Genomic DNA, 21778 nt, shown 5'->3' on the forward strand with positions numbered 1-21778 from the left:
TCCTACTCCTCCATTACGGGAATGGATGGGGGAATGGATTAAGCTGTTCATACAATAACGGCTTCTTCACAAATCCTAGTTTCATTGGTACCGTGAGTACCCTCTCCAACCCTTTCACACGGGTGAGGTGATGCCCAAATGTCATTGGTAACATACCGGGAATTAATACCTTTACACAGAATAATCCATTCCTTTTGGTTATAGGTGTGGTTTGGTCAACCACAATAACATCAAGGTTTAAACGGCGTAACCTCTGAAGAATATCCAGAAGATCATCTTTTAAATCAGTATTGGCCAACGGTTCCTTAAATTCCTCAGCAAACGTACGCATAGGACGATGATTATCCAATAAAAAATCCAGTCGTTCCTCTGCTTCTTTCAGACCGTATAGCATACCGTGATCCTCCATGGTACGTACTGCAAACGGATCTTTAAGCATCCTTTTATATTTATGTCGGTTTTTCTCCAATTTTTCGTCATCCCTAAACATCATTCCTGCAAGCTCATAAATCGAGCTTTTTACAGCCCTGATTGGATCAGGGTTAGCACCTGCTGCACAAATAATGTTTACTCCCTTGGACCTTCTGCTTTTTGCCACTGCCCAAACACTTGGAATCTTATGTTCCATAGTCGAATTGTAAAAATAAAGGTCATAACCAGTAACCTCAGAAATACGGTCAACCATCAGCTGTAATTCTATATCATTAGCTGAGCGAAGATTAAGCGGCTGGAGGGGAAGCCTTGCATACCAAGTTATCAAAAAAGAATCTCGCTCGACAACTTCCATAATGGCATGGAAAATGGCTTCTTCTCTAGTCCCCCCTATTGCACATCCGTTTGATGTTTCATATACAAAACCCTTCCCGCAGCCTAAACTATAGTAGGCAAGTAACTCTGGAATCAGAATAGGACGTTCTTGTAAGAACGAATAACCCCAGACCCAATTCATTGGGGAATCAGGTTTAAATGGTTTAAACGGAAAATCAGTCTTTTCATATTGAACGGTTTCATGCAAACCAACACAAGCAGGATTTAGTGCACTATTTTTTAAATGATGATAACTATCATGAACAACCGTCCTTTTTCCTCGAGGTTCGATTCCGCAATATCGTTCCAAACCTTCCAAAATAGCAGTCAGCTCACTCATTTCATAAGAATTAGACCTCCCTGCTACTCCCTCATCCCCTCCAAACATAGGCATGTTCACTAAAACATCAGCAAATGGCAGCTTGACATCCTGCATTTTCCCATTCATGAGCCCAGATCGATAATCGAAATAATCTTTGACTAGCACTGCTTTTAATTCATCCATCGAACGACTGCGATAACCGCTACTATCGATTTTAGGACTAGATTCTAACCGAATTTGAGCTAATTCTGATGTATCATTTGGTAATGAACTGCACATCGGGCACGATGGGTTAGGCAAGAAAAAGTGAAGGGAGTTCGACAACGTTCTCATGTTCGTAATGAAAACTTTCTCTTCTAAGTTGCTGGATACTCCTTGAAGAATCCTCCTTACTTCATTACTTATCAAAGTTGCCATTTGCGACAGTCCTATTCGTGATGCCCAAGCATCTTGCAGTATACCTTCTTCTGCTGGCATTCTCCTTTGAAACTCCCACATTTCTTGACGGTCAAATCCCGCTATAATACGCCGCATATCAGCACAATAAGAACATCCCGTTGTATCCGGGCGAACGAATGGACCAATAATTCCCTCTCCAAACGAAATGAAACCACGAAGCCATGGAATACCAGCATCCCTAAATCGCTCTTCCGCTTTTTCATGAACAGATGGATGCCAGGAATCATGGAGCACCAAAGCTAATTCTGTTTCATCTGGAAGGTCTTCTACTATACTTTGTCGCTTTATGAGATGGGTTCCGGACAATTGATGATAAACAAAATCTGCTAATAAACCACTTCCATCCATTAGAATTATGGTTGCCATTACAATTCCTCCTCTCGAACCTGTATACCAAACACCCCTGCTAGCTCCTGTTTTAAGAAAGGTTCGAACGAAAGATCATAAATACATAGGCGTTTCCTGTTTTGTTTTAAGATCGCAATTGAAGATTGTAATAGCTCTAATTGAGTCATTTCAACACAAGAAGGAATGTTGAGTTTGGATTCCTTTTTTTCAAGAAAATCGGCTGGCTCCATTTCATGTCTTACCACTGAATTCACCTTGTTTTGAGTAGGTAAAAGTGCTTGTTCTAATGCATTTCGTAATGCCAACGTCGTATTTAAACCTACCCTAGTGTACCAACGACCATTCGACCTGATCCGTATGACAGGGAAGCCTAGAATATCCTCTCTTACATCGATAATTGGTGAACCATTTAAGGTAGTTAACGCATCTAAATAATATCTGCATTGCTGATCTTCTATTGATTCTTGCTGCAATTCAAAGTACGTATTGGTCTGATCAGCATTTCTTTCTTTCCACTCTTCATCTAAATATCGTTGCAGCCCTCGACATACAGCCTCTTCAATTGTCTCCCCTGCACCGATGCCCATTATTCCTTCTGGTATGGTCGAGTCAATCTGATCATTCTGATTTTTAAATCCCTTACCATGTGAATGAATCAATTGTGAAACATACATTTCAATGCCCGTCAGTCCAGCATGTCTTTTTGCTTCCTCATGTGTAAAACCAACACAAACAACTTCTGAAAGAAGTGCGGCCGGTCCGTAAGTCAACGGGTTAACTGCTTGAACATAACACTGAGCCAGAGGAAGCTGTGTCAAATCTCGTTCCTCCCATGAATGGAAGATTCCTACCTCTTCGGAAGTTAGCTGACTAAAATATTCCAATAATTTACTAGGTGTGGTATTTCTGTTCAATTCATGTTTAATTCTTAAATCAAGGTCTTCAATCAGCTTGGGGGTTAGACTTTTTGACGTAACCAACGGATGTGTGAGGAATGATAACCAGTTACCTACCAATGTTTCAAGATCAAGCAGGTAAATTTGGTTACTTTGAGTTGAATCTGCAATTCCTACAGCCTTCTTGAAAAATTCAAATACAAGGACATTTGCCAGGATCGATCCGGCTGTCGGAGAGAAATTGTTAGACTGTTGACCTGTTTGAACGACAGGCTGATGAAGGCGGCGCCATGCAGACTCCCAGCATCCATCTGATTCCGGATGGACAAATGGACCCGCTAGTCCTACTTGGTCTATACATATGGCAGGTAGAAATACTTTCCTTTCCTCTTTGCAAACGATGTTAAGATTCCTTATTTCATTTACATTTCCATCCTGCGAAACATACAAAACACAATCATAAGGATGCACCGCTTTTTTTAAAATACTTCTGTACTGCCCTTTTTCAAAAGGGACCTCCTTTACCTCAACCTCAGAATCATCTTTTTGGGCATGCTGCACCAGTTCATGAATCCGGTGCCGATTTGTAGGCATTGATTGCGATAACATAAAGTCGAATTTAGGAAGTCCCGATTCGAGTAATGCACCAACCAATGAAACCAGAATAGTCCCAGCTCCGACTGCTAAAATTTTAGCCTGACGGTATTCTTGAAAGTGGTACGCACCAGAATCAACAAAATTTTCGATAAATTCAATTTGTGAAGAATATTTTTCAAGAACCGTAAGATTTAATTGGTGAGGACGATCTTGACTTAGATCTCGTACAAAGCCCTTCTGATACAACGTTTCTCCAATCTCATATACTCTCTTCTTATATGAGGATGATAGTCCCTCTGTCAATTCTCCCAATGTTTGCTCTCCGTTGAACATCGGCATCAGTGTTTCAATCCATTGATAGATAGTACTCCCTTTTATACGGAATGAACTCTCGTTATTTCTAAAGTACACACCACCTTCTTGATCTGGTTGATAAAATGTATCTTTTTTTACCTTCAGACGTGTAGAAGCGTTAAGTTTTGTCATTCAGCTCCTCCTTATTTCTAATCGATTCAAATTAGGCACTATCATTTTATGTAGTTTTATTTGTCCCTTATGATTAACTAAAAAAGTAATGCCCTGCGATAAATCATGCAGGGACATTTTTTCCATTAAATAACTAAATTTCCTTGAATAACGATTACCTTCCCCCACAGCGGAAACAGTTATGACATCGAAAACAGTTAAAGCAGTTAAAGCAGTTAAAGCAGTTAAAACATTGAAAAAAGCAGCTGAAGCAACGAAAACCGCCACAACGATGGAAGCCTCCGCCTCCAAACAGAGCAAATTGACGTGCATCTTCACTATAAGTGTTCATAGGAGTTAACTCACTAACTTGGAAATCACCCATCTCCAAATTTTGCAATTGATTTTGATAATTATGCATTTATTCTTCTCCTTTGTATTTAGTTTTCAGGTTAAACCGACACCTGATGGGAGAGGCAAACGAAGTTATGAATCAGATTTGGTTCATTTAAAACCATCAGATATTCCGTGTACTCTCTTCAACAAAATATGATTCCTTTTAGGTGATTGTTACTGATGTTAGTGCCTAAATTTCATTGTATGTTTTTATTTCTTGCATAAATCGATAGACGCTTAATAAAAAGAAAAGGGGCTGTATCAAAAGGTCATAAAAATGACCTTTTGACAGCCTCTTTTTTATGCCAAACATTCAAAAAATCGCCTCTTTCGGTATAATGAAGTTACCACTACCACATTAACGAAAGAAGGCGATTTTTTATGAGCAACCAAACGGTCACTTTGCAAGATTATATATGAATCAGAATCAGCTGTATCTTCGTATGGATTTTTCTAATTTAATTCCTGAGGATCACGTTGCCCAAATCGTGAGCGACATGATCGATACCCTGGACGATCAACTGTTTTTTAATGTGTATAAAGGAGGCGGTCGTTCCGCCTACCACCCGAAAATGATCTCTGCCCCGGAGATAATGTAACCGAATCGCCTTTCCAACTAAAAGGCACAATTGTTACAGGGTTCCAAGTCCTACAAATTGATGTAGCAACTATTCGATTTAAAGTTATCGTTCGAACAACTCTTACAGCAACACGACCAGTTGTCGCAAGGTACTAAACTCGTTCAAGATGTTAATCCAAATCGGTGTGAATAAGAATAATATTTTTTATACAGTAAAAAATCAGCCTTATTAAATGAATAAAGCAATTACTTTTAAATTGAGGTAATTGCTTTATAATCATTTGAGGAAAAGGGAATTACGATAAGTCAATTCTTTACCCTACATAGTAACCCTTAAGTACCCCGGTTGCTTCTAAAAATTTTTAAACTTTCTAAGTTAGTATTCCTGTAGTGAGTTAATTTCAACTTTGAAAAAAATAGAGCCCCTCAGTAAGATAAGAGAGTATTGACACCATTCTATTACTCAAATTCTAAGAAGGAACTCTTATATGGAGTTTGAAATGCAAGACAAACAAAATCAACTAATAGAAAGAATTTCCGATTTATAAAGATCATGACATTAGCGAAACCAGGATTTCAAGAATTGCTTCCATTAATTAAATAGCTTCAAGAAATCTTTAAACAAAATCCTCCTCTGAAATCACTTGAATACCATTTCTTTTTAGTAAGGCTGAAGTAACACCATTTCCAACAACCCTTTTACCCTTGAATTCACCGTTATAAATCATTGAACTACCACAGGATGGACTATTCTCCTTGAGAATAACGATTGAAGCATTTATTTCTTTAGCTTTATGTAAAGTAGCATGAGCACCTTCAAGGTAAAGGGCCGTTACATCTTTACCTGATTTCTCAATGACTTTAGCATTTCCATCCAGTACATCTTCTCCGTTTCCGCCTACTATTTCAGCCGGCTCCCTCGGAGTTAAAAATCCACCAAGCAGCTCGGGACAAATCGTCACAGCTTTCTTCTCACTAACTAGCTTACTGATCCGATTATCCAAGCTATGTGTACCGTTATATCTCACTTTTAATCCAGCTAAACAGGAACTGACCAAAATCATGAACATCACCTCACAAGTACATGTATTCTTAATCAAGTGAATTCATTTACTTGATGCATTGCATCATCTACATCACAAATTGTTGATGATTTATTTTTTAAATGATAGCCTTTCTTCTTCTAATAACGTTCTCATAGTAGGTAAGGAAGCTGGCCCAATTCCATGAATGCGTAATATTTCTTTTTCCGTATACGTCGATAGCTTTTGCAAAGTGTCAATTCCTTCATGAAGTAATGCATTTCTTGCAGGTGAACTAAGCTTCGAAAGGAAGCCGCTATTTGGCTTACTCTCCTTATCACAGGTAGGACAACTCGGGCAATCACTACTTTTGTAATACGTATGTCCCTTTTCACAAATCCTCAGCGTTTTTTCCGCTGTCACATTAATTCCTCCTAACTAATTTTTGATTCATTTTACAATTTGCATAACTTCTTTATGAAGGCTCTATCTAATAAGAGATGATACTATTAAAATAATTTGGTATACTCAGTCCCTCACTCTCCCAAATCATCTGCCTTTTCAAACAGAACTTCTGGAATCATATCAAAGCCTTCAATTTTCGTCGTTTCTTCCACTTCAATTAATAAGCATTGCTTGCCGTTCACATGAACTTGACGTACATACCGTAAATCCTGTGGACTAATGGATATATCAGCGATTTTCGTCTTTATTTTAATTGATTTAGACGTATATTTCGGAACAATATTATTGGCTTTCAACTCATATTTCTCATCATCAATGACGCTCTTAAAGGCAACTTCCATTTTATCCTGATCGACCTTTTCAATACCGCTGCTCGTTAATACTCTCTCGACATCGCGGTAGTCTAATTTCGGTATTTCCTCTTCCTCATTTTCTTCAATGATACGGTTAACCTCATCATATACATTTGACAATGTCCTTGTATTCATTTGATCGCCTGCAACGCTCCGAACGATTTCTTCAAACGCATCTTTATCATCTTGCGCCGTCATCATTTTTTCAGCATTGATTACGTCTTCTATGAAATCCTCGTTCAACTCATTCGTCTTGCCTGTTGAGTAAAGAATACGATTCACATCCGAAGCATTGTCCGTTATAGAAGGAAACAGAAAGCCCGTGATTGGCGCTTTTAAATCAATGATCGGATCGACGACTACATTATATTTAAACTCTTTTTCAACATAATCAAACAGTAATTCCTTCTTTGGGTCTTCCGTTCGATTCATACTACATAAGATAAATGGATGAGAATAAACCGTGTCTTGATTACTTCCTTCTACCTCTTCACTTTGACGCTTCATTGGCTTCCGGTACTCACCTCGAATAAACGTAATCACTACATCCATTTCATATTGCTTGTCCTTCAGCATCTTTTCAACGATTTGCAGCATCTGACTCGTCCATTGCTCAGTCTCTTCACTGATCAGTCCTTGGTGAAGAATGAGCTGACTACTATTTTCCACATCGCGCTGAAACTTTAACTCAAACAGCTTCTCGTCCAAATTCCCTGAAAGGACTTTCTTGAAATTAATCATAAATAACTCTTTCTGTTCATCCTCTAATAGCTCAAACGCTAAGCATTGCTGATGATACACCTCACTTGATTCTTTCATAATGTACACGTTAAATATTTCTTTTATCTCTAATTTGTCATTGTTTACTCTAAACTGTCTACGCATTTGGGCGATGTCTTTTTTATTCAAGCTGTTTTTCACTCCTACTTTCAATATCAACATCATTTTACCATAGATACGTAAGATTTCAGTGAGAGGATTTACTTTGAATATGGTCGGTTCGGTTTACTTATGATTCTATTGTCCTTCCTCACAAAAAAACACAGCACTACGTATAGCTAATGGAACCTCATTCCGCTATTTCCTTAATAGAGCTCTTTTTGGCTCCCCTTCCGGAACGTCATTCCGCTATTTGACCATTTGTACTTCATTTTTCTCTTCTTTTGATGTATTAACGGAATGACGTTCCACTTCGTTTGTTTAAACGTCGTTATTCTTTCTTTTAACGGAATGACGTTCCGTTAAGCACGTAAGAAATCCTCTGTTGTAGCACGCATGAATACTACTATACAAAAACGACAGGGTCACATTCACCCTGTCGTTCTCTACTTTACCTCTCATCTATTGATGATTTTCAACCGCTGCTCGCTCAATGGCTAATCCTTGCTTGTAACGCCTCATGAACTGCTCATAACCGGCTACATCTGCTGGATCTGGTACGATTGTTTTCACTTCTTGATCAACAAAGACACGCTCATTTAAATAGTCTTCTAACGTTTCATCGTTCTTTTTGTTGATCATATATGCGCCAAGTAGAGCCATTCCCCATGCTCCGCCTTCACTGGCTGTTTTCATGATAGAGACTGGGGCATTCATGGCCGCTGCTAGAATCGATTGTCCTACACCTTCTGTCTTAAAGATCCCACCGTGACCTAAGAGTTCATCCAACTTCACATTCTCTTCCTTCGTCAAAATATCCATCCCGATCTTCATCGCACCAAATGCTGTAAATAATTGCACACGCATGAAGTTCGCTAAATTGAAGTTACTTTCTGAAGAACGAACAAATAGCGGACGTCCTTCCTCAAAATGAGTCATATGCTCTCCAGATAGATAACCATAAGACAGGAGACCGCCACCATCTGGATCGCCTTGAAGAGCTTGCTTGAACAACGTTTCAAATATTCGGTTTGTATCCGCTTGAACACCCATTGCCCCTAGAAACTCCTCAAATAGCCCAACCCATGAATTTAAGTCAGATGAGCAGTTATTTGAATGAGCCATCGCCACTAAGTTACCTGTCGGTGTTGTGACAAGGTCAATTTCCGGGTATACCTTCGATAAGTCCTTCTCTAGTACAACCATCGCAAAGGCTGATGTCCCTGCTGACACATTACCTGTACGCTTTGCCACACTATTAGTCGCTACCATTCCTGTTCCTGCATCACCCTCAGGTGGGCAAAGTGGAATGCCAGGCTGTAATTCACCTGTAACATCTAGTAGCTTAGCACCTTCAGCGCTCAGCAAGCCGGCACTTTCACCTGCTACTAACACACTCGGCATGATATCCTCTAGCTTCCAATTGATTTGCTTAGCAGTGACCTTTTCATTAAATTGCGTAATCATCGTTTGATTGAAATCCTTCTTGCTCAAATCAATAGGGAAGACACCGGATGCTTCTCCTACTCCTAGCACTTTCTCTCCTGTAAGCTTCCAATGAACGTAGCCAGCTAGAGTCGTTAGAAATGCCACATCATTTACATGCTCTTCTCCATTTAGAATCGCTTGATACAAGTGGGCAATGCTCCAACGTTGTGGAATCGGATAGTTAAATAGCTCTGTTAATTGCTTAGAAGCTTGCTCCGTTATATTGTTGCGCCACGTACGAAACGGAACTAACAGCTCATCTTGCTGATCAAATGCCATATACCCATGCATCATCGCACTAAAACCTATCGCTCCAACCGTTTGTAACGTAACACCATACTGCTGCTTCACGTCGTTAGCCATCTTTTGATAGCTATCTTGTATGCCCTTCCAAATTTCCTCAATGCTATATGTCCAAATTTGATCGACATAGCTATTCTCCCAATCATGGTTACCTGTTGCAATTGTTGTATGGTCTTCCCCAATTAGCACTGCTTTAATTCGTGTTGACCCGAGTTCTATACCAAGTGTTGTCTTCCCATTTTCAATCGCTTTTTTCACATCAATACTCATACCATCGCCTCCACTAGATTCATAGCCTTCTCATCCGTTTCCTTAGTGATATCCATAAATAGAATCAATTATCTTGTACGTATATTTTAATTGATATATTTATATTACTAAAATAAGTACGTACATTCAAGCGTTTAACGAAGACTTGTTCACGTTTTCTCTTTTATAGTATGCTAAGCTATTATTCAATCATACTAACCCCCAAGAAAAAGAGTTGAAGCCTTAAGTGACTAGGCTTCAACTCTATAAATTTCAAAACAAAACAAATTCATCTATTTATTAACCGTCTCCTGCACATTATATTCACTGAATACACTTTTCTCTGACTCTGCTGCGTTCTTTTTCTTCAACCAAATTTGCCCGATTTCCTCGAGTGTCTTGTTCTTCGTTTCTGGCACGATCGTCATCACAAATGTGAAGCAAATCGCGTTAATAACGGCAAACATCCAGAACGTGAACGCTCCACCCATGTTATTAATTAAAATCGGTGTGAATTGCCCAATTGCCCAGTTTGCTCCCCAAAGGAACATTGTCGCAATTCCCACTGCTTTCGCACGCAAATGGTTCGGGAAAATTTCCGGAATCATAATCCAAGGAATAGGCCCCATTGATACACAAAATGCTGCGGTGAAGCCCGCTATGAATACGATAAGTAAAGGACCACTATTAGCTGGTTCAAAGTAAAAGACACTACCAATTAACACCATGAACAGTGCCATTAAAATCGAACCAATCGCCATAAGCTTTTTGCGTCCAAGCTTATCAATTAATAATAGAGCGACAATTGTAAACAAAACTTGTACACTACCAATAATGCTTGTTGCCAAGAATTCCGTATTATTCTCAAAGCCAACACTACGGAAAATGTCCGGTCCATAGTATGTGACCGCATTCATACCAATCACTTGGTTAAAGAGAGCAAGGAATATCCCGACACCCATCGCCATACGCAACCCAGGTTTTAGTAGCTGTTTAATAGATGTATTTTTCTCTGTTTCAATTGAGACTTTAATCTCCTTCGCTTCCTGTTTTGCAACTTCTTCTCCATTAATACGTATCAATGTTCGAAACGCTTCCTTCTCACGTCCTTTTTGAATTAAATAACGTGGACTTTCTGGAATGAAGAACAATAAGACAAAGAAGATTAATCCTGGCAATACGCCATAGCCTAGCATCCAGCGCCAGCCTTCCTCTAATCCCCACGCATACGTACCACTGTTGGCGACCGCATAGTTAATGTAAAAGGTCGCACAGATACCGAAGATCGTAAATAACTGATAAAGCGAACCTAGTCTTCCACGAATTTTTGGTGGTGCACACTCACTAATATACGTCACAGACAGAGCCGATGCGAAACCGATTCCAAAACCACCAATAATTCTCGCCACAATTAGCATCGACACTCCTGTTGCAAAAGCAGATCCAATTGCCGAAATAATAAAGAGCACCGCTGATAAAAACATAATATTTCTTCGTCCGTACCGATCACTTAGGAAACCAGACAGTGCTACACCGAGCACACCACCAACCATCACACACGAAATAACCCAGCCTTGCATCGCAGGTGTTAGTTCATAACGCTCAGCAAGAAACCCAATGGCCCCCGAAATCACAGCGGTATCAAACCCATACATAAGTCCCGCTACCCCAGCCGCAACTGCAATTAATATGACATACCAAGATGACTGTTTCTGTAACATGTTAATCCTCTCCAATTCTCTATCTTTTAAATATTTATCTCATTTGATTAGGAATATAATACGACGCTATAACCTTCCCTCCTCCTGATTCTTCTCTGTATGATGTCGTTTTCATTATTCATTTCATAATGCTTAAAACGTTTACAGACAATGTAACACAGAAAATTCACCTCAAAATCACAATCATCTGTACATTGTTGTTATTATCTAGACAAATTTGTAACGGTTTTCTTGCAACGTCGTTCCAAATTAATTGAAACGGATTCCAACAGCTTAAGGGTACCAAAAAAGTTAAAAACCAAACTTTTTCAGTACCCTTGATACTTCCCTCTATACTCTCTCGGACTCATGCCTGTTTCCTTTTTAAATACGCGACTAAAATAATTCGGATCCTTATAGCCGATTGTCAAGGCAATTTCCTTTAATGGCGTTTTCCCGTCTAACAATAAGTCCTTAGCCTTATTCATTCTCGTCTGCGTAACATATTCTATAAACTTCAGCTGAAAATGCTCTTTAAAAAGCTTGCTTAAGTAATAAGAACTCAAGCCTACTCTTTCAGCTGCCTCTTCTAACGTAACGGCTTTATGATAGTGATCATCAATATACTCTTTCGCTTGTACGAGTAAACGATCGACACCGGACGTCCGCCATTCTCCTAACCGTTCAATTATGACGAGCAAATGCGTCTTCGCGCGCTCCTTAATTTGTCTAGCTGTTTCTAATTGTTCAAAGCTCATCTGAACATCTTCGTCAAAGCCAAGCTCATTCATCGCTCGCGCTAACACGGAAAAGAAGTTTTCGATCGCCTTTTTTATCAATTCAACCTTTGCATGAGACGCTTGTTGAATGAGCTGAAAATACGTATCAAACAGCTGCATTCCTTGCTGACTATCTCCTGTTTTAACTGCATGCACAAGCTCCTTCTCTACTTCAAACGGAACCAGCTCTTTTCGCTGCTTACGCAAATGACGGTTATAGACCATATAGGCGGCACGTTCATGATGATAGACCAGTTCCAAAGCGTAGATCGCTTCTTCATAGGATTGTGAAAAATGTTGAACATCTGATACAATCGATCCGATTCCTGCCAACAGACGACAGCCCTCTAGTTGTTTTTGCACCTGATGAATAATCGTTCCTGCTATATCCTGCCTTAGCTTCTCCTTCGCTTCATCTTCCGCAGTTAATAAAATAAAGCTTGGCACTTGAAACCCCGTTAATGGTCCGACAAGTGCAGAAATACCCTCTTGATCCATTGCCTGTTTCAACACTTTATACCAGCGACTCTTCTCTTGCCTATTAGGGTGAAGCTCCTCAGAATCAAATGAAAAAACAACGACAAAGCCTTGCTTTTGATCAAGATCGAGCCACTTTTGCCAATCCTTCTGCTCGAACTCATGAACATGATCGAGCATTAATGAAACGATTAGTTCCATTTCGATAAAGGAAGCGAATCTCTCTAGCCGTTGATTCAGCTCTAACACTTCACTCCCTTGCCTTCTTTCCTCCTCAATCTCTGCCACCATTCGATCGAAGGCCTCAAGCACTTCAGACACTCTACTTGGCTTCAGCAAATATTCCTTAATACCAAACTTCATCGCTTGGCGTGCATAATCGAACATATCAAAGGCAGACACCATAATACATTTCACATTTGGCTCGATAGCGAGAATTTGCTCAATGGCTTGAAGACCATCAAGCTGGGGCATTTTTATATCCATAAAAATCAAGTCTGGCTTCGTATCTCGTGCAAGCTCAACCGCCTGCTTACCATTTTGCGCTTGTGCTACCACTTCAAATCCTGACCGATTCTTTGATAGCATAAGCTCCAAGCCTTCTCGCTCAAGCGACTCATCATCTACTAGCATAACCTTTATCAATGTCTGTCTCCTCTCTCCTGTTTGGTTACGTAAATCTTTACCGTTGTGCCACTTCCAAGCTCAGAGTCAATATGAAGCTGACTTTCCTTATCAAACAACTTCAACCTAGTCATGACGTTTCTCATCCCGATACCGGTCGAATGGCCAGAGCCTCCCTTACTGCTAGCGCGAGTATCCAATAACCGATTAATCGTTTCCTGATCCATCCCGACACCATTATCCTTAATTTCAATACAAACCTTCTCATTCTCCTCTCGAATCGATAAGACAATATGAGCGCCTTCGCTCATCTCTTCAATTCCATGCATAAAGGCATTCTCAATGATAGGCTGTAGTGTTAAGCATGGAATAGGTGTCGATAAGCACGCTGGGTCGACATCCTCTTCAAACGTCACCCGATCACCAAAGCGCGTCCTCTGAATAAAAAAGTATTCCTTTACAATTCGAACTTCATCCTTCAATACCGTCTCTCGATCCAAGTTGCCAATATTATAACGCAGCAACGTCGACACCGATGAGATCAAATCACTTGTCCGCTCTGCCCCTTCAATATAGGCCGTTTTCGAAATGGAATTAAGCGTATTAAAAAGAAAATGAGGGTTAATTTGATTTTGTAAGCTTTTCAGTTCCATTTCTTTAAGTGACTGCGCTAGCCGCGCTTTCTCTTCGATATCTGTTACAGATTGGAGAATGTTCCTTTTCATTTCATTGAACGTCTTCGTCAAAAACCACAGCTCGTCCTTTCTTGCTACAACGACATCCTCCCCTGAATAATTCCCCCCAGAAATGCGCTGTGCTGCCTTCGTTAAACGTCCGATCGTCCTCGTAATGCCATCGGAGAACCATAAGGCAAACAAGACACTCAATAGAATAATTGAACCAACAATCGCCGTCCCCATTTTTTCTGTATAAGAGATTTTTGCTTCCGTTAATAGCGATAACTGTTTATAATCTGTCAATTCATCATTAATCAATTCAAGCGTCTGTTCATGAATATAACTCGCGATGATTTCTGCTTCATTTAACGAGAATGAATATTGCTGGACATCTCGGCGCTCGACACCTTCAACCGTTTGATCTGTCTGTTCAAGAAAGCTACTAAGCAAATTCAAATAGTTCTTCTTAGCAATTCCATCCTTTTCTGCCCTCTGAAACTCCTGCTGCAAGCGAAGGAGCTGGATTTGATTTTCTTCATAATAAGAATGGTTTTGCGGTAATGGTTCATGAACATAGATTTGTAGTGATTGAAACGTCTCACTCGTCATTCTAGTCAGTTCATTAAGCAATAGAAGCTGTTCAACACTTTCATCATTCAACTCCAGCACCCGCTGATGACTTTGCTCACGAACGAAAAAGACGAGGACAACCAACAATAATAGCGCGACAAAATAAATGAGTAGCTTCGATCGAATCTTGATCATAGCGACTCACCCTTTTCACGCTTCCAGCTATCTACGTTCGACTTTCGGATAATGGATACATCTGTATGATAAATCTCGTCCACCACGTCCCCTTGAATAAGATCAAGCATCATCTCAATGCTTCTGTAGCCCATTTCAAATGGCTGCTGCTCGACAATCGTATCCAACTCCCCCGTTTCGAGTAATTGAAGGTTTTCTTCCAATGGGTCAAACGTCATCACATATAAGCTCTCCTGTTTCTGAAGCGTCTTAGCTGCTGCAACGATTCCTATGCCATCCCACGAGCTCGTCCCAATCATCGCCGTAATTTCATCGTGCTCACTTAACATCGTGTACGCCTTCTCCTCAGCCTCCACTCTCGTAATGTTCGATTCTTCCACCGCTACAATGTCAATCCCGTCAACCCTCTCAATTGTATCCTTGAACCCTTGAACACGTAGCTGATGATGCGTATTGTCAAAACTACCCGTAATCATTCCTATCGTCGCCTGTCCGTTCGTATCTTCAATTAATGCTTCCCCGGCTAATTGACCAGCTACATAATTATCCGTACCAATATAAGCATCACGTAAGCTCTTAGGTGAGTCTGTATCAATTGTCATCACAGGAATTCCTTCACTCACTGCTTGATTAATCAACGGTGTGAACGACTCATTTAACGCTTGCACAATAATCCCGTCAACCTTCGCCTTAATCGCCATGTCTAACAGCTTCAGCTGCTCCTCCGGATTCGAACGACTAGGCCCTTTATACTCTACAAACACATCATAATGCTCCTCGGTCTGCTTCGCCCCTTCTCCAACTAAGCGCCAATAATCATGATTCATCTCTTCACCAATCAAAACAAAATGATACGTTGGCAGCGAAGGATCCGAAGCCACCCCATCATGAATTCTATGTTCATACATTTGCACTTGTTGATAATAATAAAAAGAAAAGCCAATCGCTACAACAAGCAGCGATAATAAGACATAATAATGAATAGGTATCCGACTCATGTTGCCCTCCTGCTCAATCCTATAATAAGTAGATGATTGTATGTTACGCTTATTAATGGAATGAATCAAATGTTTCGTTGCTTCATGGGGCACATTATCTAATAGTCACATACAATTAAAGAGTCATTCCAAGAGGGAAGCCCTCCCTTTTGGAATCATCTCTTAAAGGAGAAAACGTATGAAAGTCACCATCATCGGATTTTGGGGTGCATATCCTGAGAAAAACGCCGCAACGTCCTGCTACTTACTAGAACAAAATGATTTCCATTTACTTATTGATTGTGGAAGTGGAGCCTTAGCTCAATTACAAAACTACTTACCTTTGCACAGCTTAGACGGGCTCATACTCTCCCACTATCATCATGACCACATAGCTGATATCGGGAGCTTGCAGTACAGTATGTTAATAAACAACCAATTACACAAGTCATCTACTCTCTTTCCGATCTATGGACACAATAAGAACAAAGATGCGTTCAAATCGTTACATTTTCGCGATGTGACAGAAGGTCGTATTATTGAAGAAAACAAGCCTGTTCAGATTGGACCATGGCATGTGACCTTCTGCAAAACCGAGCACTCTGCCTATTGCTTAGCTATGAAATTTCTAGACCCAGCAACAGGAAAACAATTCGTCTACACAGCCGATACGTATTGGTGTGATGAACTTGTCCCATTTGCAACAGGTGCCGATCTCCTCATATGTGAAGCTTCCTTATATGAAGAAACGCATGCAGCCAAAACAGGGCATATGACCCCTGCACTCGCAGCAGAACTGGCACGAGAAGCGAATGTACAAACGTTAGTGCTCACCCACCTGCCTCATTTCGGCGACCATCAAGATTTAGTAAAAGAAGCGAAGCAAGGATTTGATGGCGAGGTCATACTCGCAAAGGCTGGGTTGTCTTTTTCATTAGGTTCATAAGTGGATGCAGTGCCTTCCAAAGAGGGTGTCCATTGCCAAACTCCGTCTAATCGGAACCTCATTCTAGCTTGTTTCTTCTGTATAGTGGAATAAGGTTCCATGTCTCAACATTAGCTACTAGTAGAGTGCCCTGCTTCGGTGAACTGATTATCGTAAATCTTCATCCACCTCTCCTTTTGCTCATATAAAAAAATAAATAAAACAATTTGTCCGACAATAAATAAGAATACACCTAAAACAAGTCCCCCAATTAATTCGAACCGACTTACATTCGATGCAAGCTGAAACCAGCTACTAATAGCCATCACACTTAAGATAACATGTAGACAAGCTGCAATCGTCGAATGAATCTCAAATTTCCCCGTATTTCGAATCATAAATGATCCATAACACCCACTAACGAAGACAGCTAATCCCATATTCATCATATACAGTACAAATGTTAGTTCAATCATGCTTCAATCTCCCTTCAACGAATGAATCCCTACCCTTTGCTAAAAAAGTCATTCGTTCATTTGTATGCACGACAAGCCGAGACCATAACTAAAACAGCTTGTCTTAGAAGCGTCGCACGCAACCAACGTTCTTCCATATAGCTACTTTCATCTTCCCTGATTAGGCTTATGACAAACTTGTGAATGACATCTTTCAAATGATTTTTTTCAAGGTACAAATAGAACATGTTATGTCTTGTAGATTAATCATGTAAGTAGTTAAAGGAATTCAATTATTATGATCGAATACTATTTATACGTAAGTTAGTAGTCATTATAGTGTGTGGCATTTATGCTTAAGCAAGGAATAAAGAAACATATTACGAGGGTTCTGTATAAGTTTAGAAATCGGAATCCCAATGTGTATTCATATATTGATCCTAGAGTAGCTGTTTTAGGAATAGTTAGGAGGAATAGTTGATGGCAAACCATGATAAAGAAGAATTACTAACGGGAGGAAATGTCTCTAACGTTTATCGTTCAGGAGATACAGTGCGACGAGAATTAAAGCGAGATAGTATGAAAATTCATCATTTATTAAAGCATTTAGAGAACAAAGGTTACCATTATGCACCAAAGTTTTTGGGTATTGATGAAAAGGGAAGAGAGGTATTATCATTTATTGAAGGTGAAGCTGGGAATGACCCTTTAAAAGCGTACATGTGGTCTGATCAGGCTCTGGAAGAAATCGCGAAAATGCTACGACTTTACCATGACGCTGTAAGTGATTTTCCATTATCAGATGATTGGCAGCCGATAGATAAAACTCCACCCCATTTCGAGGTGTTATGCCACAATGACTTTGCTAGATACAACATTATTTTTAATCATGAAAGACCTATTGGCATTATTGACTTTGATGTTGCAGGTCCTGGTCCAAGACTTTGGGACATCGCTTATACACTTTATACATGTGTCCCCTTAAGTAGGTTTTATCTGTCTGAAGCAGGTGAAAAGGTTTATTATGAAACGTCACAGCATGCAAACCGTGTAAAAACAAAGAGTTCAACTGTTTTTTGAATCTTATGGTGAGACAAGGAAAGAGAATGATTTGGAAATGGTATTATTACGACTAGAAGGTTTATGTCAAACAATTGAAAGGAAAGCCGCTGAAGGCGATATCGCCTTTCAAAAGATGATCGAAGAAGGACAACTTGAACATTACCGAAACGATATAACGTTTATTCAAACGCATGGACGAGAGTGGATGTAATCGTCGGCGTTGATTTCTTAGAGAGACTCAACGCCTGTTGTAGAAGTTATTAGACCATGTCATAAATCTATTTTTCGAAAGATGATAAACCTCTTTCGAAGATAACTTTCCCGATATATATGAGTTTTTATGGTCATTGAAAGATGGGATTATTCTATTTCGAGAGGTGTAATGATCAAAACTACGATGTTTCGAAGGCTGCGTGTCGAAACTCTCTCATTTCCTTACACGTCTACTGAAGCGCTCCATTAGAGATCTCATAATACACGAGTACATCTTGTCTTCGCATTCGGTTCATATAGTCTGAATAGTCCGACATGCTCTGGCCAATCAAGTCATAGTATGTATCAATCATATCAATCGTACTGGCATGCTGGCGATTCATCGCACCTAGCATTCCTTCAATGACAGCTCCTTCTGACTGTTTTAATTCCCCTTGAATGAAGCGTTTGAGCTCTTGGTGGTCGCTTCTCATTCGTAACAATTGCCGTTGAAAGGGACCCGATTTGTAGGTTAAGTCTTCATAGCTATGAAAGGGTACATTCACTTTCATCGTTTTCAACATGGTGGTTTTCACCTTCTCTATGCATATTTAAAAATGTTCGAAATATGTTCATCATGTTCAAACAACGTCTCGATGGCTACTCTCATTTCTTCAATCAATGTCATCGTTTGCCTTAAGTCCTTTCGATATTGGTGAAAGAATTCCTCGAAAGGGTCTGTGATCGTTTGTGGCAAAGCCGGAATAAACTCTTGTACAGAAATTCTTCGTATGGAGTAGACTTGTGTCGCTTGCCCGAAGAATTGTCTTTGATACACATTCGGGTTCTGCTCCATTTGATGAATCTGCTGACGCAAACGCTGCTTCCTTCGCTCATCATCACCAAGTACGTCCCGTTCATACGTCTGCTGCATGCGCGTCAATTCCATTAATACGTTCGCGCAAACCTCTTTCCCTTTTTGGAAAATCCGAATCGAAGAGGAAATGTTCACATAGACTTCCTGTCCACCTGAGCGATTGGTTCGTCCAGTTTTACCTACTGCACCAAATAAATCCACATTCGCTAACTTATCTAACAGAGCCTCCGACGTTAAGCCATCATGAACATAGATCATGTCGTTCGATTCAGGATCATACACTTTGTAAATATCCGAACCCGACTCTTTGCCCAAGTATGCAATAATATGATCCATCGTATGAGCCTCTGCACTCACATGAAAATAATCAACGATTGTCGATGTATGTGTTTGGATGGTCGCCCAATCCTTATTTACTTTTTCTAATCTCTTGCCAAACGTTTCAAATTCAAAGAGGAAATCATCCAGTAAAACCCCAATAGGGATAAACATCACATTCGTTTGATATAAGGTAAGCAGCTTATTCACATCTGAATGCATCCCGTTTAGTTCAGCCTCTAACGATTTAACGGCCTCCACTAACTCTTGCCCTTGCTCAAACGTGATAATTTCCTGTTCCACCATGACTTCCACGATATCTGGCAAATGTGTACGTAAATTCCTGACAAATGAAAGGACTTGTGGGATCGTTTCTTTTAACCGTTCAATTGTCGGTTTTAAAGAAAGAATTGTATGAAATGTTAACCTTGCAGATGCACCCACTCTGTCAACAAATGATTGAAGCGTATAGGGAGTCTCCCTACTTCTTATCTCACGCAAATCACTAATAGCATCCATAAGCCCTGGCCGAATCCCCGTCATCTCACGAAAAAAACCATCAAACCCTTCTTGATTGTAGACATCCGCATAATCAGACAAATACTCTTGAAACGCAAAGATCACCTCATCAGGAATCGCCGCAGCCACCTTCTCTATCCCATCACGTCCATCAATCGTCGAGACGATCTCCGCTTCGCCAATATCCATAAACCCCGGCATTTTCAGCATGCCATACAGCATTTCCTCTTTAACAATGAGGCGCTGAATAGACGATTCGTCCATACGAGATTTATAGTATTCCTCACCAAAGGCTACGAGTTCGTCTGGGGGGATGGTGTGGAGTTGAATAATGTCGTTTTCAATTCCGAATTTATTCATTATGTTAAGCATAAATTCTATATCTAGATTAGCAAGGTGATAAACACTAGGGTGAGCCGGATTAAACACATAAAGTTTATCAAAAATTCCTTTTGTTAATTGTGCATTCATAGAATTATTTCCACCTAAAGAGTGAGCTAAACCATAGCTTTCTAGAGGTGTTTTATTAGATATATTTTTTCTAATTTGTTTTGAGACCTCCGTTTGGAAGTTCAAAGTATCTTGGTATTGAGCGTCACTTTGGCCAGCTCCTATACCCATAGCATTATATATCCAGTCTTTTGATTTCCAACTATCTTTTTCAGACTTCTCACTCCCTCTTACTATCGTATACATTTGATTAATTCCTTTAATTTCATCATAAAAGTGAATAACAGTCCCATCAAAACCCGAATATACACCACTATTTTTTATACCGTCAATATCATCAGAATGATAGATTGTAATATTTTCAGGTGGTGCCTTGCCTTCTTCTTCAAGGATTAGCCTTCTCACTTCAGATTCCGTTACATCATCATATTCTAACCTAACAATCCTCGCACGGAGTAAATTTGAATTGAGTACTTCGTTATTGTCCATTTCTCTCAGCCCCACAACTCTCTATCTATTCTTGAAATTCAATGGCTTTCATTAATTTTAAAGCGTGTTCCTCTTGCAAGTCTACATCTATAGTACAAGGTTCTTCAAAAGTGTAACAAGTTACTTCATAAATAAACTTTACACTTTTCTCAAATGAATTTGATTTGATATAACTAAAAAAATGATAAGCTTTTGGCTCGTTATCTATTTCAAAAACTGATTTTGCATAATAATATGTATTATTTTCATATTGAAATTCTTCATACTTCCCTTCATAATTTACATAGCTTGACAAAAGTGTTAACTGGGTATCTATTGAATTGGTTAACGGGCTATCCTCATACCGGAGTCTTGCTCGATAAATTAAATTGTCACCATACAATTCCTTAATACTCAAACTCTCTCTTTGGTCACCTTCTCTATAATAATAAGCCGGCTCAGTCACCGCATTCTCCGGAAACCAAATCGTATACCCACCTGTTTTCGATTCAAACAAATAAAACCCTTCCTCTACTTCCTTCGTCGACTTCATAAATTCTCTCGTAAACTCATCTTCAAACGCAGGTACGTCTGGTGCATTCATCATACATCCTCCTGTTACCATCATCACTAGTACTAAGGCGATCCCTTTCAAATGTCGCAAAGAACCTCCTCCTTTCCTCGATGCTCTTTCTCATTCTTGCATAAGCTATCCATTTTTTTCAATTCATATTTGGGAGATTTTTCTTTTTAAGGCATTTGTACTATGGCTTTTTACGGGGAATTACTAGCAGTTCCGGAGTGATGTTTACGACTTGCAGGAGTATTTTCTTATCTTATCAATCTTTGGGGCTATGACTTTTCTGAGGATTTAATGATAGTAA

General features: G+C 39.7%; 17 protein-coding genes and 2 pseudogenes. 3 read left to right on the forward strand and 16 right to left on the reverse strand.

Annotated features, from left to right (window positions below; all coding sequences use genetic code 11):
• Positions 1 to 13 precede the first annotated feature (13 nt).
• Genes MW695_RS04080 through MW695_RS04090 form a run of 4 tightly spaced genes read right to left on the reverse strand, consistent with a single transcriptional unit; the run spans position 14 to position 4315 of the window.
• Entirely contained in the window at positions 14 to 1954 is a 1941-nt protein-coding gene (locus MW695_RS04080; protein ID WP_247103638.1) for a TOMM precursor leader peptide-binding protein, read from the reverse strand.
• The gene (locus MW695_RS04085) at positions 1954 to 3915 is read right to left on the reverse strand and encodes a putative thiazole-containing bacteriocin maturation protein (RefSeq protein ID WP_247103640.1); all 1962 of its coding nucleotides are present in this window, start codon (positions 3913 to 3915) and stop codon (positions 1954 to 1956) included. Before MW695_RS04085 ends, MW695_RS04080 begins: the two co-directional genes overlap by 1 nt.
• Positions 3916 to 4182, reverse strand: coding sequence for a hypothetical protein (locus tag MW695_RS22870; protein ID WP_306421073.1), 267 nt, complete (start codon positions 4180 to 4182; stop codon positions 3916 to 3918). It abuts the gene before it with no gap.
• Complete coding sequence (locus tag MW695_RS04090; protein ID WP_306421066.1) at positions 4070 to 4315, reverse strand: heterocycloanthracin/sonorensin family bacteriocin; 246 nt, start codon at positions 4313 to 4315, stop codon at positions 4070 to 4072. Before MW695_RS04090 ends, MW695_RS22870 begins: the two co-directional genes overlap by 113 nt.
• Positions 4316 to 4671: 356 nt before the next feature.
• Here MW695_RS04090 and MW695_RS04095 point away from each other — a divergent pair.
• Positions 4672 to 4871: pseudogene (locus MW695_RS04095) on the forward strand (IS5/IS1182 family transposase); the annotation flags it as partial.
• A gap of 616 nt (positions 4872 to 5487) precedes the next feature.
• Here the strand turns inward: MW695_RS04095 and MW695_RS04100 are convergent.
• From MW695_RS04100 to MW695_RS04135, 8 genes are all read right to left on the reverse strand, one after another.
• A complete protein-coding gene (locus MW695_RS04100; RefSeq protein ID WP_247103654.1) occupies positions 5488 to 5934 on the reverse strand; it encodes a 2-thiouracil desulfurase family protein in 447 nt (148 codons plus the stop codon).
• 90 nt (positions 5935 to 6024) lie between these two features.
• The gene (locus tag MW695_RS04105; RefSeq protein ID WP_247103655.1) at positions 6025 to 6315 is read right to left on the reverse strand and encodes an RNA polymerase alpha subunit C-terminal domain-containing protein; all 291 of its coding nucleotides are present in this window, start codon (positions 6313 to 6315) and stop codon (positions 6025 to 6027) included.
• A 113-nt stretch (positions 6316 to 6428) separates the two neighbouring features.
• The gene (locus MW695_RS04110) at positions 6429 to 7619 is read right to left on the reverse strand and encodes a DUF4317 domain-containing protein (RefSeq protein ID WP_247103656.1); all 1191 of its coding nucleotides are present in this window, start codon (positions 7617 to 7619) and stop codon (positions 6429 to 6431) included.
• Between the two features lie 432 nt (positions 7620 to 8051).
• A complete protein-coding gene (locus tag MW695_RS04115) occupies positions 8052 to 9650 on the reverse strand; it encodes a xylulokinase (RefSeq protein WP_247103657.1) in 1599 nt (532 codons plus the stop codon).
• Between the two features lie 272 nt (positions 9651 to 9922).
• Complete coding sequence (locus tag MW695_RS04120; RefSeq protein ID WP_247103659.1) at positions 9923 to 11350, reverse strand: sugar porter family MFS transporter; 1428 nt, start codon at positions 11348 to 11350, stop codon at positions 9923 to 9925.
• A gap of 308 nt (positions 11351 to 11658) precedes the next feature.
• The gene (locus tag MW695_RS04125; RefSeq protein WP_247103661.1) at positions 11659 to 13230 is read right to left on the reverse strand and encodes a response regulator; all 1572 of its coding nucleotides are present in this window, start codon (positions 13228 to 13230) and stop codon (positions 11659 to 11661) included.
• Entirely contained in the window at positions 13227 to 14651 is a 1425-nt protein-coding gene (locus MW695_RS04130; RefSeq protein ID WP_247103663.1) for a sensor histidine kinase, read from the reverse strand. Before MW695_RS04130 ends, MW695_RS04125 begins: the two co-directional genes overlap by 4 nt.
• Complete coding sequence (locus MW695_RS04135; protein ID WP_247103664.1) at positions 14648 to 15649, reverse strand: sugar-binding protein; 1002 nt, start codon at positions 15647 to 15649, stop codon at positions 14648 to 14650. The genes MW695_RS04130 and MW695_RS04135 overlap by 4 nt, the downstream gene beginning before the upstream one ends.
• A gap of 178 nt (positions 15650 to 15827) precedes the next feature.
• On the opposite strand from MW695_RS04135, the gene MW695_RS04140 reads away from it, so the two are divergent.
• Positions 15828 to 16574, forward strand: coding sequence for an MBL fold metallo-hydrolase (locus MW695_RS04140; RefSeq protein WP_247103666.1), 747 nt, complete (start codon positions 15828 to 15830; stop codon positions 16572 to 16574).
• Positions 16575 to 16684: 110 nt separating this feature from the next.
• Here MW695_RS04140 and MW695_RS04145 read toward each other — a convergent pair whose 3' ends face one another.
• Positions 16685 to 17029 (reverse strand): hypothetical protein, encoded by a 345-nt coding sequence (locus MW695_RS04145; protein WP_247103667.1) that lies wholly within the window; start codon positions 17027 to 17029, stop codon positions 16685 to 16687.
• A gap of 459 nt (positions 17030 to 17488) precedes the next feature.
• Here MW695_RS04145 and MW695_RS04150 point away from each other — a divergent pair.
• A pseudogene (locus MW695_RS04150) lies at positions 17489 to 18281 on the forward strand (phosphotransferase).
• A gap of 232 nt (positions 18282 to 18513) precedes the next feature.
• Here MW695_RS04150 and MW695_RS04155 read toward each other — a convergent pair.
• The 3 genes from MW695_RS04155 to MW695_RS04165 are packed head-to-tail and all read right to left on the reverse strand — an operon-like array spanning position 18514 to position 21558.
• A complete protein-coding gene (locus MW695_RS04155; protein WP_247103668.1) occupies positions 18514 to 18846 on the reverse strand; it encodes a hypothetical protein in 333 nt (110 codons plus the stop codon).
• A gap of 17 nt (positions 18847 to 18863) precedes the next feature.
• Positions 18864 to 20915: a DUF6792 domain-containing protein gene (locus MW695_RS04160; protein ID WP_247103669.1), complete on the reverse strand. Its 2052-nt coding sequence runs from the start codon at positions 20913 to 20915 to the stop codon at positions 18864 to 18866.
• 25 nt (positions 20916 to 20940) lie between these two features.
• On the reverse strand, positions 20941 to 21558 hold the full coding sequence (locus MW695_RS04165; RefSeq protein WP_247103670.1) for a hypothetical protein: 618 nt from the start codon (positions 21556 to 21558) through the stop codon (positions 20941 to 20943).
• Positions 21559 to 21778: the final 220 nt, after the last annotated feature.

The organism is Halalkalibacter sp. APA_J-10(15) (assembly GCF_023017105.1).
Classification (GTDB): Bacteria; Bacillota; Bacilli; order Bacillales; family Bacillaceae_D; genus Halalkalibacter.